Source organism: Stagnihabitans lacustris (assembly GCF_025950525.1).
GTDB lineage: Bacteria > Pseudomonadota > Alphaproteobacteria > Rhodobacterales > Rhodobacteraceae > Stagnihabitans.
In genome coordinates, this window is sequence record NZ_JAPDGS010000002.1 from 615,155 (window position 1) to 630,554 (window position 15,400).

A 15,400-nucleotide genomic window follows, 5' to 3' on the forward strand; every position below is an offset into this window, starting at 1 on the left:
TACTGGCTCAAATACTCCGGGGGGAGCGAAGCGGGGGGCAGCGCCCCCCTTTTAAAACCGGTCTGCCCGACAGGCGCTGATATCGCGTGAGGTCTCACGCCCCATCACCAGGTCCGTGACGATCTGCGCCGTCACCGGGGCCAGCGTCAGGCCGATATGGCCATGGCCATAGGCATGGATGACCTCGGCCCCCGCCCGGCTGGGCCCGATCACCGGCAGCGAATCGGGGATCGAGGGGCGAAAGCCCATCCAGGTGCGGTCAGGCTCGCCCAGATGCGGGAAAACCGACCTGGCGCCATCCAAAAGCCGCGCGATGCGGTGGGCCGAGGGCGGGGCGGTCAGCCCGCCAAGTTCCACCGTGCCCGCCACCCGCAGGCGCCCGGTCATCGGGCAAAGGTAAAACCCCCGCGCCGTCGGACAGCAGGGCCGGTTCAACAAGGGCCGGTCCATGTCGAATTCGATGTGATAGCCGCGCTCGGTGTCCAGGGGCACGCGGTCGCCCGCCATCCGGGCGAGGTCGCGCGCATGGGCGCCCGCCGCCAGGACCACCCGTTTCGCATGAACCTTGAAGCCCGCGCCCTCCAGCAAGATGCCGTCGAATTGCCGCGTCAGCCTATCGACGCGGCCCCGCAACAGGCCGGCATATTGCAGCGCGGCTTGGGCGAGGCGCGCCACCATCTCTCCGGGGTCGGACAAAAAGACCGCGTTGGGAAAATAGGCCGCCCCCGCCATGCCCTGCAGCCCGGGTTCCAGCTGCGCCAGGCCGTGGTCGTCGATCAGCTCGACTTCGACGCCCAGGGTCCGGCGGAAGTCCATATCCGCGCCCGCCGTCCGCAGCGCCTTTTCCGTCTCATAGAGGTAAAGGCAGCCCTCGGCGCGCATCAGGTCGAGGCCCCCGATCCGCGCAGCAAGGTCGGTCCACAGCTCTTTGGCGCCGTCCAGCAGCCCCGCAATCGCGGTCGCATTGCGTAGCGTCGCCCCCGGCAGCGACTGGCGGGCAAAGCGCATCAGCCAGGGCGCCAAGGCCCCCAAGGCCCCGGGCCGGATCGACAGGGGCGAGTTGCGGTTGAAGAGCAGCGAGGGCAGCGACCGCAGCACATCGGGCGACCCCACCGGCATCACCGCATAATCGGCAATCGTCCCGGCATTGCCATAGCTGGCGCCGGCGCCTGGGGTCTCGGGGTCGATCAACACGACCTCCAGCCCCTCGGCGCACAGGGCTTCGGCCACGGCCAGGCCCACGACGCCCGCGCCGATCACGGCGATCTGGGTAGAGATATGCTGCACCATCAAGGTCTCCCGGGCCGGGGTCATCCCCCGGCCCAGTGATTGTTACATGCAGGCCTCAAAGAGCGCACGGGTGTTTTCCGCCGTCATCACGACCGGGTTACCGCCACAGGACGGGTCTTCCAGCGCGAATTCGGTCAGTTGGTCCAGATCCGAGGCCTTGACGCCCAAAGCGGTCAGGTTGGCCGGGATGCCAAGCTTGGCGCGCAGGTCCATCACCGCCGCCTTGAAGCCATCAAAGCCGTCAAAGCCCAGATAGGCGGCGGCCGCCGCAATCCGGTCCTCGATCACGGCACGGTTGAAGTCCAGCACCATGGGCATGACGACGGCATTGGTCGTGCCGTGGTGGGTGTTATACAGCGCGCCGATCGGGTGGCTGAGGCTGTGGATGGCGCCCAGCCCCTTTTGGAAGGCCACGGCGCCCATAGCCGCCGCCGACATCATATGCGCGCGGGCGTCCAGGTCGTTCGGGTTGTCATAGACCTTGGGCAGGTTTTCAAACACCAACCGCATCCCCTCCAGTGCGATGCCCTGGGACATCGGGTGGTAGAAGGGCGAGGAATAGGCCTCAAGGCAATGGGCCAGCGCGTCCATGCCGGTGCCTGCGGTGATGAAGCGCGGCATCCCCACGGTCAGCGCCGGGTCACAGATCGTCACCTTGGGCATCAGGGCGGGGTGGAAGATGATCTTCTTCTTATGCGTCAGCGCATTGGTCAGCACGCCTGCACGCCCCACTTCGGACCCCGTGCCCGCCGTCGTCGGCACCGCAATGATCGGCGCGATTTTCAAGGCATCGGCGCGGGTATACCAGTCGTCGACATCCTCCAGATCCCAGACGGACAGGTCGCCGCGCTGATGCGCCATCAGGGCGATCATCTTGCCAAGGTCCAGGCCAGAGCCCCCGCCAAAGGCCACGACCCCGTCATGACCGCCCGCAAGGTAAACCGCGATCCCGTCGGCCATGTTCTTTTCGTTCGGGTTCGGGTCCACTTCGGAGAAGACCGCGCGGCCCAGCCCTGCGGCCTCCAGCACATCCAGCGCCTGCGTGGTGATCGGCAGCGAGGCCAGCGCCTTGTCCGTCACCAACAGCGGCTTGGTGATGCCCGTGGCCTTGCAATGCTCGGCCAGCTCGGCAATCCGGCCCACGCCGAATTTGATCGCGGTCGGGTAGTTCCAATTCCGGTTCGGAACGTTGTGCGTCATGTCTCAGACCTTTTTCAGATGATAGGATTTCGGCCGCGTGACCGACATATAGCCCAGATAGGACAGCGACCCGCCGCGGCCGGTGTCCTTGCAGCCGGTCCAGCACAGCGCGGGGTCCAGGTAGTCGGCGCGGTTCATGAAGACGGTCCCCGTCTCGATCTGCGCGCCGATGGCGGCTGCGGTGTCGTAATCTTCGGTCCAGATGCTTGCCGTCAGGCCATAGGGACTGTCGTTCATCAGGGCCAGGGCCTCTGCGTCCGAGGCCACTTTCATGATGCCGACCACGGGGCCGAAGGTCTCTTCGGTCATGATCTTCATGGAATGGTCGACGTTGACCAGAACCTGCGGCATGACATAGGCGCCGCCGTCCAAGGGGAAGTCCTTCGCGTCGATCAGCGCACGCGCCCCCTTGGCCAGCGCATCGGCCAGTTGATCGCGCACGACAGTGGCAAAGCGGACATGGGCCATCGGCCCGAGGGTGGTCCCTTCGTCAAAGGGATTGCCCAGCGTCAGGGCCCGCGCCCAGGCCACGGCCTTTTCGACAAAGGCGTCGTAAAGGCTTTCGTGGACATAGATCCGCTCGATCCCGCAGCAGCACTGGCCCGCGTTGAACATCGCGCCATCCATCAGCGTATCGACCGCCGCATCCAGATTGGCATCGGCGCGGACATAGCCCGGGTCCTTGCCGCCCAGTTCCAGCCCCAGGGGGGTAAAGGTGCCAGCCGCCGCGCGTTCGATGGCCTGCCCGCCCGCAACAGACCCCGTGAAGTTCACAAAGTTGAAGCTGCGCGCCTTGATCAGCGCTTCGGTCGTGGCGTGGTCCAGGACGACGTTCTGGAACACGTCCTCGGGGATACCGGCGGCATGAAAGGCCTCGGCGAGGCGCTCGCCCGCCAGAAGGGTCTGGCTGGCGTGTTTCAGCACGACCGTGTTCCCGGCAATCAGCGCGGGAACGATGGTGTTGATGGCGGTCAGATAGGCATAGTTCCAGGGCGCGATGACAAAGACGACGCCCAGGGCCTCCCGCGCGATATAGCGGCGGAAGGTCGCGCTGTCCTCGATCACCTTGGGGGACAGGGTTTCGGCGGCGATATCGGCCATATAATCGGTCCGGGCATTGACGCCGCCGAACTCGTTATAGCGGGTCGGGCGGCCCATCTGCCAGGCGGCTTCCTCGACGATCTGGGCCTTTTTCTCGTTCAGATGGGCGATGCCCGCACGGACCAGCGCGATCCGTTCTGCCAGGGGACGCGCGCCCCAGGCCTTTTGCGCCGCCCGCGCCCGGGCAACAGCCGCCGTCGCCGCCTCGGGCGTCAGCGGCGCCCGTTCCGCATAGACCCGGCCATCGACCGGGGAAATCAGTTGGATCATGTTACACTCCGTTTCCGCCGGGGTAGGGTGCGTGGTTCCACGCACCGCTCCCGATCAAGCCCGCTCGAACCCGCGTTGCAGTTCGAAATCCGTCACCACGCGGTCGGTCTCTGCGATCTCCCACTGGCAGGCGTGGTGGTAATGGTCCACCACATCGTCGCCAAAAGCCGCCCGCAGCATCGCCGAGCCCTTCAGCAGCTCCGAGGCCTCGCGCAGCGTCTTGGGGATCTCGCGGATGCCGTTGGCCGTATACATATCGCCCGAAAGCTCCGGTTCCAGCGCCATCTTCTTTTCGATCCCGTCCAGGCCCGCCGCCAGCAGCGCCGCGCAAGCCATATAGGGGTTCACATCCGACCCCGGGATGCGACATTCGACGCGAATGGCCTTGGTGCCCTCGCCACAAACCCGGAACCCCGCCGTGCGGTTGTCCGCCGACCAGACCGCCTTGGTCGGCGCAAAAAGGCCCACGCAGAAGCGTTTGTAGCTGTTCACATAGGGCGCCAGAAAGGCCGTGATGTCGCGGGCATGGTGCAATTGCCCCGCCATGTAATGCCGCATCAGGTCGGACATGCCATGCGTCCCCTCGGGGTCGGCGAACAGGGCCTGACCATCCATGCTCCACAGGCTTTGGTGGATATGCGACGACGACCCGGCCTTTTTCGTATCATACTTGGCCATGAAGGTGACGGACTTGCCCTTGGACCAGGCGATTTCCTTGACCCCGTTCTTCACAAGGACATGGTTGTCTGCCGTGTCCAAAGCGTCCGAATAGCGGTAGTTGATCTCTTCCTGCCCCGCATCGGCCTCACCCTTGGAGTTTTCGACCGGGATGCCCGCGCCATAAAGCCCATTGCGGACGGCGCGCATGACGTCTTCTTCCTTGGTGGTCTGGAAGATGTGGTAATCCTCGTTATAGGCGCTGACCGGCTGCAAGGCCTTGAGGCCGCCATCGCGCAGGTTGTTATAGCTGTTTTCAAACAGATAGAACTCCAGCTCGGTCGCCATCATCGCATCAAAGCCCATGGCGCGGGCGCGGGCGACCTGGGCCTTCAGCACGGCGCGGGGGGAATGGGGGACCGGCTGATGGGTGTGATGGTCGATCAGGTCGCACAGGACCAAAGCCGTCCCCTCCAGCCAGGGGATCAGCCGCATCGTGGCCAGGTCGGGCTTCATCACATGGTCGCCATAGCCGGTTGACCAGCTGGAGGATTTATACCCCTGCACCGTGTTCATGTCCTGATCCACGGTCAGCAGGTAGTCGCAACAATGCGTCTCCTTGTAGCCGCCATTCACGAAAAAGGCCGCGTGAAAGCGTTTGCCCACCAGGCGCCCCCACATATCCACCGCAGCGACCAGAACGGTGTCGATGCTGCCTTGGTCCACAAGGTCTTTCAGTCGGTCTAGGGTCAGATTGCCGGGCATATCTGGATTCCTCTGTTGGGTGTGGCCCTGTTGTCGGGCTTCATGGTGGCAGGTCGCGGGCGGCCTTAGCTCGCCTTCGCCTGCTTCTGGATCTCGGTCAGGCCCATGTTGATCACGGGGGCCAGGGTCTCGGCCATGCGGTCGGCGGCCGCGCTGTCGGCGATCAGGTCGTTCCGGATCTCCAGCATGGCATTGGGCAGGCCGTAAGGCGTCGCATGGAGGCGCAGGGTATGCGTCACATCATCGGCGGCGGAATAGGGCGCGTTCAGTTGCGCGTTCAGCCGGGTCAGCCGGCGGGCGGCGTCGTTGATCGCCACGGCAAGGGCGGCATCGGCGTCATGGATCACCCCGAATTCGACCGCGCGGGGGCGGCCGTGAAAGATGGGGGTGAAGGAGTGGATGGTGACAATGACCGGCCGCAGCCCCAAGGCAATGCGCCGGGCAATCAGGTTGTGCAACCCATTGGCCCAGGGCAGATACAGCGCCTCTGTCCGCGCCAGCCGGTCTTGCGCGGTGATCGTCGCATTGCCCGGGATGTCGTGGATTTCGGACCGCGCCGGCATCGCGCCCTTCATGTCGGGCGCGCGGTTCAGGTCATAGATCAGCCGTGTCGCGGGCGCATGGATCAGCACCGCATCCAAGCGGTGCATCAGCCCCCGCGCCACGTCCAGCGCGCCCGGGTCCCAGGCGATATGGGCCGCGCGCTGCTCCGGGCTTAGCCCCAGGTCGCCCCAAGGTGCAGGAAAGGCGTTCGAGGCATGTTCGCAGACCAGAACCAGCCGCCCCGTCGCAGACAAATTCTCGATGATCGGCTGAAATGCCCGCATGGCGGTCTCCCTTTTGCGACAGGCTGTCTTGGCTGGGCCAAACTGTCAAGATTGTTTCCGCCGGGCAAATCCTGTTACGATGTTTACGAAACGGAGACCGCCGATGACCCTGGACGATCAACTGCGCACCGCTCTTCCCGATCTGACCCGGGCCGAGCGGCAATTGGCGACCCATATCCTGTCGCATTATCCGGTGGCGGCGCTGGGGTCGATCACGGTGCTGGCGAAGGCCGCGCAGGTGTCGACGCCGACCGTGGTGCGGCTGGCGCAAAAGCTGGGCTACAAGGGCTATCCCGACTTTCAGGGGTCTTTGCGCGGCGAGGTCGAGGCCATGTTGGTGACGCCCATCACCAAACAGGCGATGCGGGCGCAGGGCGTGCCGTCCGGTCACATGCTGACCCGCTTTGCCGAGGCCGTGGTGGCCAATCTGCAATCGACGCTGAACCAGATCGACCCGGCCGATTTCGACGCGGTGGTCGCTTTGCTGGCGGACCCCTCGCGCCGGGTCTTTGCCTTGGGCGGGCGGATCACCCATGCGCTTGCCGATTATTTCGCCAGCCTGATGACGGTGATCCGGACGGAAGTGACGTTGCTGTCCGACAATTCCGCCACCTGGCCGCCCGCCCTGCTGGAGATGCAGGCCGGCGATGTGCTTTTGGTCTTTGACATCCGCCGCTATGAAAATGCGGTGTTGCAGGTGGCCGAGATGGCCAAGGAACAGGGCGCCGAGATCGTGCTTGTCACCGACCGCTGGGTCTCGCCTGCGGCTTCGCACGCCCGGCATGTGATGTGCGCCCATGTCGAGGCGCCAAGTGCCTGGGACAGCAATGCGGTGCTGATGGTCCTGGTGGAAACGCTGTTGGCCGCGGTGCAAAACGCGACCTGGGAGGTGACAGAACCCAGGTTGCGGCGGTTGGAGGACCTTTACGCCCGCACGCGCTTCTTTCGGCGGCATCGCTAGCGGACAGCGCCGGGAGGGTTTCACACCCTCCCGGACCCTCCCGTGGGATATTTATGAAAAGATGAAAGGGATCAGCGGTGCCGCAGGCCTAGGGCGGCGTTCAAGGCCACGGCGGTCAGCAAGACCGCGCCGCCCAGTGCGGTGTTGGGCGACAGGGTCTGGTTCAACAGCGCCCAGGCCCAAAGCGGCGCCAGCAGGACCTCGATCAGCGAGAACAGCGTGGCTTGGGCCGCGGGCACGACGCGCGAGCCTGCGGTGTAAAGCGCCATGCCGCCGGTCAGGGTCACGGCGCCCATCGCGGTTGCAATGGCAATGTCCTGGGGGGCTGTGAGCAAGGCTTCGCCAGCCAGCAGGGCGCCGACCGCGCCGATGGCCGTCGAAAAGACCCCGCCCAAAAGGACAGCGGGGCGGGTGTCGCTGACATGGCCCCAGCGGACGGCCACGGTGAAGGCGGCAAAGCCCGCCGCGGACAAAAGCGCCGCCAGCGTGCCAAAGCCGGTGCCGCCCCCGATCTGGCCCACGCCGCCGACCATGATGACGATGCCCACCAGGGCCAGCGCGATGGCGCCCCAGGTCAGGGGGCTGACGCGCTCTTTCAGCAGGACACGGCCAAAGACCGCGGCCAGAAACGGCGAGGCGGAGAACAAAAGCACCGCATTGGCCACCGTGGTCGATTGCAGCGCGGTGATGGCGCCGCCAAAGGCCGCGACCAGGCCCAGCCCGCCCAGGACCCCGGCCCAGCCCATAGCGCGGATCGCGCCCCAGGCGCGCCCCGGTCCGATCCAGGCCAGCATGACCGGCAACATCCCCAGCGACCGCCAGAACAGCACGGCCCAAGAGCCCGCCTGTTCGATCCCGCCGATCAGCACGCCTTGCACCGACCAGACCACGCCCGCGGCGACGACCAGCGCCGCTCCTGTCCCATACCGCATCAAAGCCCCCGTTTTGTCAGGACCTTAGCGGGGGTCAAGCGCCCGGGATTGCAAGAAAGCGACCTCTTTCGCTTTCATACTGGCCCAAATATTCCGGGTGGGTCTGGGAGGGCAGCGCCCTCCCAGCGCTTAGTAGCCGCGCGCGCGGTCGACGAGATGCAAAAGCGGCAAGCCGTCACGCGCCCTCGCAATATTGGCCACCAGGACCCCGACCGCGGTTTCGGGCCTGGTATCGGCGGCGATATGGGGGGTGACGGTGATCTTGGGATGGGTCCAGAACGGGTGATCCTGCGGCAGGGGCTCGGTCCGAAAGACATCCAGCGTGGCATGGCCAAGCCCGCCGTCCAAAGCCGCCAGCAGCGCCTGATCGTCGATCAAGGGCCCGCGCCCGGGGTTCAGGATCACGGCGCCCTTGGGCAGGAAGGCCAGGCGTTCGGCGTTCAACAGGTTCTCGGTCTCGGGCGTTTTGGGCAAAAGGGTCACGACGATCTGGGCCTGCGACAGCGCCTCTTTCAAGCCCGTTTCGCCATGCAGGCTGCGCAGGCCGGGGATGTCCTTGGCGGTGCGGCTCCAGCCGGTCACGGGGAAGTTCATCGCTTGCAAAGCCCGCGCGCAGGCCAGGCCCAGTTCGCCCAGGCCCAGCATCGCCACCGGGCGCGACCGCGCCAAAGGCGGGCAGGTGGCATCCCACACATGGCCAGGGTTCACGATATGGCGGTCCATCCCAAGGTGGTGGCGCAACGCATGGCCCAGCACCCATTCCACCATCCCCTCGGTCAGCCCGGGATCGACCATCCGGCACAGGGCTTGCGTCAGGGTCGCATTGCCCACGATCCGCTCGACCCCTGCCCACAGGTTCAGGACCGCCTTTGCCTTCACATAGGGCGTGAAATCCTGCAGCCAGGACGAGGGCGCATAGATGATCACATCGACCTCTTCAGGCGCGGCCTCTGTCACCACCTGCGCCGCGATGCCGGCCCGGGCCAGGGCTGCGGGCAAAAGCGTTTCATATTCGGGCCAAAGCGCGGGGGCGGCAAACAGGATCAGCATGTTACCTCGAAGCGTTCATCGGGACAGGATTCAGCGGGACAGGGTTCATCGGGACAGGGCGAGGGCGGCATTGACCGCCAGAGCCAGAATGACCGTGTTGAAGAAAAAACTGCCCAAGCCATGCAGCAGGACCATGCGCCGCAACCGCGCAGAGGTCACGACCACATCCGAAACCTGAAAGGTCATGCCGACGGTCAGCGCGAAATACAGGAAATCCCAGATGTCGGGGGGCGTCGTGCCGGGAAAGTTCAGCCCGCCCTCGGGCTCGGCTGCAAACCAAAGATGGGCATAACGGAAGGCCGCCATGACCTGCAGCGTGGCCCAGCCCAAGGGGGCGGCGGCCAGGGCAAACAGCGCCTCGGGCGCGGTGTTGTCGCGGTTCAGCACCAGAAACACCGAGGCAAGGCTGACCCCCACGCCCAAAAGCGCCAGGATCAGGATCAGGGTCGCGCCCTCGTCCTCGATCTCGGCATGGGCGCGCAGGGCTTGCGGGGTCAGGCCGCGGCCCATCAGCCCCACCAGCACCAGATAGGTGGCAAAGAACCCGTTCACCCCGGCCAGGGCCCGCATCTCGGGCGCAAGGCCGAAACAGGCCGCCCAAAGACCCAGTCCCAAGGCCAGCGCCACCAGAAACCGTTTGTGCTTGCGCCAGATCGTCATCGCAGCCGGTGCACGATGGCGCTTTGCGCCAGGCCAAAGGCGATCAGCAAGACCAGGGTGGCCGATCCGCCATAGGACAGGAAGGGCAAAGGCACGCCCACGACCGGCGCCAGCCCCATGACCATGGCCAGGTTCACCGCGAGGTAAAGGAAGAAGTTCATCGCGATCCCGATCAGCAACAGCGACGAGAAGCGGTCCTTGTTCTGAAGCGCCGCCCAGAACAGAAAGATCAGGATGACCGCATAAAGCGTCAACAGGGAAATCGCGCCGATGAAGCCGAATTCCTCGCCCAGGGTGGTAAAGATGAAGTCTGTGTGTTTCTCGGGCAGGAAGTTCAGGCGGCTTTGCGTTCCCTGCATGAAGCCCTTGCCGGTCCAGCCCCCCGACCCCAGCGCGATCTTGGCTTGCAAGATGTTATAGCCCGCGCCCAAAGGATCGGCAGAGGGGTCAAGGAAGGTGTCGATCCGGCGGTATTGGTAGTCATGGATCAGCTGCCAGGGCGTGCCGCGCAACAGGAAGATCCCCGCCACCCCCGCACCAAAGACCCCCACGACCCCCGCGAAATACCACAGCGACACGCCGGCCGCGAACATCACACCCGCGCCCGCGATGACCAGCATCAGCGTCGTGCCCAAGTTCGGCTCCAGATAGACCAGGGCGGCCGGCGCCAGGATCAACGCCACCGGCACCAGCACCCACAGCGGGCGCGAGACCCTGCGGTCGGGCAGCCAGTCGTAATAGGTCGCCAGCATCATGACCAGGGCGACCTTCATCAGCTCGGAGGGTTGCAGGCGCATGAAGCCGATGTCGATCCAGCGTTGCGCCCCCATGCCGATAACGCCAAAGAACTGCACCACCAGCAAAAGCGCAAAGGTCGCCACATAGGCCGCCACCGACATCGACCGCCAGAACCAGATCGGCGTCAGGCAGATCATCAAAGACAGCACCAGGCCCGCACCGAACCGCTTCATCTGCGGCCCGGCCCATTGGCCCATATCCCCGCCCGAAATCGAATACAGCATCAGCCAGCCGATGGCCGCACAGGCCGTGATGACCAGGTAAAGCCCCCAGTTGACGTAAAGCACCTTGGTCAGGCCGGTCGGCGCGAATTTGACGCGGTATTCCAGGAATGACATGTCAGACCTTCTTTTCGGCGGGCATCTTGCCGTCGGCATTGCGCAACCGCAGGTCCTTCAGCATCGACTCGATCCGCTTGCGCTGGGCCTCGGGGTAATCGGCCGGGTCGGGCAGGGCGCCGTTCAGCACCCGCAGCAGCACATCGCGCGCAATGGGGGCCGCGGCCGAGGACCCCCCGCCGCCATGTTCCACCACCACCGCCACCGCATAGCGCGGCGCCTCGGCCGGGGCATAGGCCACGAACAACGCATGGTCGCGGTATTTCCACGGCAGGTCGGTGTTGGCGACCACCCCCGTCTCGCGCTCGCTGGCCGAGATGTTGCGGACCTGAGAGGTCCCCGACTTGCCCGCCATCTTCTTGTCCGCAGCCGCGACCCGCGCGCCATAGGAGGTGCCGTGCTGCGAGTTCACGACGTTGTTCATGCCCGACCGAACGGCCTCCAGATGGCTTTCGGGGATGCCCAGGCTTTCGGGCGGCACGATTTCGGTTTCGACACCGTCGATGGCGCGGATCAGGCGGGGCACCACGGCGCGCCCGGTCGCCGCCCGTGCCGTCATCACCGCCAGTTGCAACGGCGAGGCCAGAACATAGCCCTGGCCGATCGAGGCGTTGATCGTGTCGCCGATCCGCCAGTCCTGTTTATACTTCGCCTGCTTCCAGTCCTTGGTCGGCAGGTTGCCTTCCGTGATCGCTGACATGGGCAGGTCATGGCGCATGCCAAGCCCCATGCGGCGCCCCATCTCGGAGATCTTGTCGATGCCGACCTTCTGCGCGACCTCGTAGTAAAAGACGTCGCAGCTTTCGGCAAGGCTGCGGGCCAGGTCGACCTTGCCATGCCCGCCATGTTTCCAGCAGTGAAAACGCCGTCCGCCGAACTCCAGATAGCCCGGGCAACGGACCGTGGTTTCGACGTCGATGGCGCCCTCGGCCAGGGCTGCCAGCGCGGTCACGACCTTGAAGGTTGATCCGGGCGGATAGGCGCCCTGCACGACCTTGTTGGCCAGGGGGCGGTGGTCGTTTTGCATCAGCACATTGTAATTCGCGCTGGAAATCCCGCGCACGAACAGGTTCGGATCAAACGAAGGCGCCGAGACCGCCGCGATGATATCGCCATTGTGGACATCCATCACGACGCAGGCGGCCGAATCCTCGCCCAGCCGCGCCTGGGTGAAGTTCTGGATATCGGCGTCGATGGTCAGCATCAGATCGGCGCCCGAAAGCCCCTCGGTCCGCTCCAGTTCGCGCATGACGCGGCCGACATGGTTGACCTCGATCTTGCGGTTGCCGGCACTGCCGCGCAACACATCCTCGCGCCAGCGTTCGACCCCGATCTTGCCGATCTGGAACTTGGGGATGCGCAACAGGGGATCTGGGTTTTCAAGCCCCTCAAGGTCGCTCTCTGACACCGGGCCGACATAGCCCACGACATGGGCGAAATCCGTGTCACGCGGATAGATGCGCGACAGGCCGACATCGGGCGACACGCCGGGCAGGGCCGGGGCGTTCACGGTGATGCGGCTGAACTCCTCCCACGAAAGCCGGTCCTTGACCGGGATCGGCACAAAAGAGGGGTTGCGGTCGACATCGCGCAAGACCCGCTCCATGTCGTTGCGGGTCAGGGGGATCAGATGCGACAGGCGGTTCAGAACCTCACCGACATCGCCAGCGCCTTCGCGCGTGATCACGACGCGGTAGTTCTGCACATTGCCCGCGATCAGCTTGCCGTTGCGGTCCACGATCAGGCCCCGGTCGGGCGGGATCAGCTGGATGTTGACGCGGTTCTGTTCGGCCAAAAGCGCGAAATCCTGCGCCTGATCGACGCCAAGATAGCGCATCCGCCCGCCCAGCACCGCCATTGTGGCCGCCATGCAGCCCCCCATGAACAGCGCCCGCCGCGTCACCTTGCGGTGGCTGTCTTCGGTATCGCGCACCGGTCGCCTCATAGCCTGCGCCCCCTCTCGTCGATTTCACCCATGGCGGGCTTGTGCAGGTCCAGCCCATAGCGCGACACCGCCACGACCAGAGGATAGGCAAACACCGACCAAAGGATCTGCACCAGACCCATGCCAAAGGGCGGCTGATCGACAAAGGCCAGGCCCAGGATCAGCCGATTGGCCGCAAAGACCCCCATCATGACGCCTGCGACCAGCAGCAGTTCCACGCCAAAGGACAGCTCCCGCGTCAACGCGCTGCGCGAGCGGATGAACTCGGCCCCCACCAGCACCAAAGCGGCCCAAAGCCCGGGGGGGCGCATCAGAAGCATATCCTCGATCAGGACGACGGCGGCGATCATCGGGGCCGACAGGTATTCCGGCCGCCGCACCATCCATGCAAAAATCAAACATGCCAGCAGGTCAGGACCGGGCAAAGCGCCCGCAACCGTGTCCAAAGGCAACAATCGGACGAAAAGCAGCACAAAGACCGCGGCCAGAAAGATCAGCCGGTGGAACCACAATTCGCCGATCCAGGCCCTAATCACTGCGCACCCCCGTCGTGCCATCCTCGACCGGGGTGGCCGTGGCCGTGGGGGCATCGGTTGTGGCTGCGGGCAGGCCCTCGGCGGGCAACAAAGGCCCCTGGAAGCCCGCGGGCAGCGGTTTGGGCGGCTCTGGCACCAAAAGCGCGCCGGGGTCGGAGATCGGCGCCGAGGCATAGGACCGCAGGACCCGCAGATACTCCAGCCGCTGATAATCGGCGGCAAGGTTCACCCGAAGCCGCTTGTCCGCGCCCAGAACGACCTCACCGACCAAAAGCCCGCCGGGAAAAACCCCCCCATCGCCCGCCGTGACGACGCGGTCCCCGGGGCTAAGCTGGTCAGGATGTTCCAGGTAATCCAGCGCGGGATACATCGAGTTATCCCCCGACAAAATCCCTTTCAGCCCCGAGGGTTGCACCACAACCGGAATCCGTGAGGAACTGTCGGTCAAGAGCAGCACCCGAGAGGTGCGGTCGCCCACGCCCGAAATCCGACCGACAAGGCCGATCCCGTCCATCGTCCCCCAACCGTCGCGGATGCCGTCCCTTTGACCCACGTTCAGCAGAACCGATTGCCGGAACGGACTGCCGCTGTCGGCCAGAACCTGCCCCGTGACCTGCGTCAGCATCGGGTCCAGCCGCACGTTGTTCAGGTCCAGCAACCGGGCGTTCTTTTGCTCCAGCTGCAACGCGGCCTCTTTCCAGGCCTTCATCTGCTGCAACTCGTCGCGCAACTCTTGGTTCTGTTCGTAAAGCCGGCCATAGCTTTGAAAGTTCTCGACCATGCCAGAGGCCTTGGTGACAGGCACCAAAGCCCAGGACATATCGGGCACCACGCGGTCCATCAGCGCGGTGCGAAAGCGTTCGACCCTGGGGCTGTCGATGCGCCAGATCAGGAAAATGACCAGCAGAAACAGGACCAAAAGGCCCACAAGCACCCGGCGCAGGGGCCGGGTGAAATCCTCGGTTTCATAGCGGGCGCGGGCCATGACGGGCCTTTAGCTGTCGTAGTCGATGACGTGGCGGAGTTGCTTTTCATACTCCAAAGCCTTGCCCGTGCCCAGAGCCACGCAGTTCAAAGGTTCGTTGGCGACCGAAATCGACAGCCCGGTCTGTTCGCGCAAGGACAGGTCCAGATCGCCCAGCAAAGCACCGCCGCCCGTCAGCATGACGCCACGGTCGACGATATCGGCGGCGAGGTCGGGGGGCGTCGTTTCCAGCGCCTGCATGACCGCATCGCAGATGGCCTGAACGGGTTCGGACAGGGCCTCGGCCACCTGGGCCTGGTTGATCTCGGTTTCCTTGGGGACACCGTTCAACAGGTCGCGACCGCGGATCTGGATGCTTGCGCCGCGCCCGTCATCGGGCATCCGGGCGGTGCCGATGGTGGTCTTGATGCGTTCAGCGGTGGATTCGCCGATCAACAGGTTCTGGTGACGGCGCAGATAGCTGATGATCGCCTCGTCCATCCGGTCGCCACCAACGCGGACCGAGCGGGCATAGACGATGTCGCCCAGCGACATGACCGCGACTTCCGTCGTGCCGCCGCCGATATCGACGACCATGTTGCCGGTGGGGTCCGTGATCGGCATCCCCGCGCCGATGGCGGCCGCGATGGGTTCCGCGATCAGACCCGCCCGGCGGGCGCCAGCCGAAAGCACCGACTGCCGGATCGCGCGCTTTTCCACGGGCGTCGCGCCATAGGGCACGCAGACGATGATTTTGGGCTTACTGAAGGTGGACCGCTTATGCACCTTGCGGATGAAATGCTTGATCATTTCCTCGGCGGTGTCAAAATCGGCGATGACGCCGTCACGCATCGGGCGGATCGCCTCGATGCTTCCGGGCGTGCGGCCCAGCATCAGCTTGGCGTCTTCGCCCACGGCCAGGACCTGCTTTTTGCCGTCCTTGACGTGATAGGCGACCACGGAGGGCTCGTTCAGGATGATCCCGCGACCCTTGACATAGACCAGCGTATTGGCGGTCCCAAGGTCGATCGCCATGTCTGACGAAAAGAGATTGGAAAGAAAAGACATCACTGTGAGCCCCCTAGCGTCCCCGGCCTGCCTTGCGT

Annotated in this window: 14 protein-coding genes; 1 reads left to right on the forward strand and 13 read right to left on the reverse strand. The window is 65.0% G+C overall.

The features are described 5' to 3' along the window. Positions 1-51 precede the first annotated feature (51 nt). From NX862_RS07665 to NX862_RS07685, 5 genes are all read right to left on the reverse strand, one after another. On the reverse strand, positions 52-1,314 hold the full coding sequence (locus NX862_RS07665; protein ID WP_264493294.1) for an NAD(P)/FAD-dependent oxidoreductase: 1,263 nt from the start codon (positions 1,312-1,314) through the stop codon (positions 52-54). Positions 1,315-1,332: 18 nt separating this feature from the next. Next, the gene (locus NX862_RS07670) at positions 1,333-2,490 is read right to left on the reverse strand and encodes an iron-containing alcohol dehydrogenase (protein ID WP_264493295.1); all 1,158 of its coding nucleotides are present in this window, start codon (positions 2,488-2,490) and stop codon (positions 1,333-1,335) included. A 3-nt stretch (positions 2,491-2,493) separates the two neighbouring features. Beyond that, on the reverse strand, positions 2,494-3,861 hold the full coding sequence (locus NX862_RS07675) for an aldehyde dehydrogenase family protein (protein WP_264493296.1): 1,368 nt from the start codon (positions 3,859-3,861) through the stop codon (positions 2,494-2,496). A gap of 54 nt (positions 3,862-3,915) precedes the next feature. Next, positions 3,916-5,283 carry a glutamine synthetase family protein gene (locus NX862_RS07680; protein ID WP_264493297.1) on the reverse strand — a complete coding sequence of 456 codons (1,368 nt, stop codon included), beginning with the start codon at positions 5,281-5,283 and terminating at the stop codon, positions 3,916-3,918. 65 nt (positions 5,284-5,348) lie between these two features. Continuing rightward, entirely contained in the window at positions 5,349-6,110 is a 762-nt protein-coding gene (locus NX862_RS07685; protein WP_264493298.1) for an N-formylglutamate amidohydrolase, read from the reverse strand. A 103-nt stretch (positions 6,111-6,213) separates the two neighbouring features. On the opposite strand from NX862_RS07685, the gene NX862_RS07690 reads away from it, so the two are divergent. After that, positions 6,214-7,071, forward strand: a complete 858-nt coding sequence (locus tag NX862_RS07690; RefSeq protein ID WP_264493299.1) for a MurR/RpiR family transcriptional regulator — start codon at positions 6,214-6,216, stop codon at positions 7,069-7,071. A gap of 71 nt (positions 7,072-7,142) precedes the next feature. On the opposite strand, the gene NX862_RS07695 is transcribed toward NX862_RS07690, so the two are convergent. The 8 genes from NX862_RS07695 to NX862_RS07730 form a co-directional block, all read right to left on the reverse strand. Then, positions 7,143-8,003 carry a DMT family transporter gene (locus NX862_RS07695; RefSeq protein ID WP_264493300.1) on the reverse strand — a complete coding sequence of 287 codons (861 nt, stop codon included), beginning with the start codon at positions 8,001-8,003 and terminating at the stop codon, positions 7,143-7,145. A gap of 129 nt (positions 8,004-8,132) precedes the next feature. After that, the gene (locus NX862_RS07700) at positions 8,133-9,053 is read right to left on the reverse strand and encodes a 2-hydroxyacid dehydrogenase (RefSeq protein WP_264493301.1); all 921 of its coding nucleotides are present in this window, start codon (positions 9,051-9,053) and stop codon (positions 8,133-8,135) included. 45 nt (positions 9,054-9,098) lie between these two features. Continuing rightward, positions 9,099-9,713, reverse strand: a complete 615-nt coding sequence (locus tag NX862_RS07705; RefSeq protein ID WP_264493302.1) for a DUF1345 domain-containing protein — start codon at positions 9,711-9,713, stop codon at positions 9,099-9,101. Beyond that, positions 9,710-10,849, reverse strand: coding sequence for a rod shape-determining protein RodA (rodA, locus tag NX862_RS07710; protein ID WP_264493303.1), 1,140 nt, complete (start codon positions 10,847-10,849; stop codon positions 9,710-9,712). The genes NX862_RS07705 and rodA overlap by 4 nt, the downstream gene beginning before the upstream one ends. 1 nt (position 10,850) lies before the next feature. Continuing rightward, complete coding sequence (mrdA, locus tag NX862_RS07715) at positions 10,851-12,794, reverse strand: penicillin-binding protein 2 (protein ID WP_264493304.1); 1,944 nt, start codon at positions 12,792-12,794, stop codon at positions 10,851-10,853. Next, positions 12,791-13,330 (reverse strand): rod shape-determining protein MreD, encoded by a 540-nt coding sequence (locus tag NX862_RS07720; RefSeq protein ID WP_264493305.1) that lies wholly within the window; start codon positions 13,328-13,330, stop codon positions 12,791-12,793. Before NX862_RS07720 ends, mrdA begins: the two co-directional genes overlap by 4 nt. Then, positions 13,323-14,315, reverse strand: coding sequence for a rod shape-determining protein MreC (mreC, locus tag NX862_RS07725; protein ID WP_264493306.1), 993 nt, complete (start codon positions 14,313-14,315; stop codon positions 13,323-13,325). The genes NX862_RS07720 and mreC overlap by 8 nt, the downstream gene beginning before the upstream one ends. A gap of 9 nt (positions 14,316-14,324) precedes the next feature. Continuing rightward, positions 14,325-15,362, reverse strand: a complete 1,038-nt coding sequence (locus NX862_RS07730) for a rod shape-determining protein (protein ID WP_264493307.1) — start codon at positions 15,360-15,362, stop codon at positions 14,325-14,327. Positions 15,363-15,400: the final 38 nt, after the last annotated feature.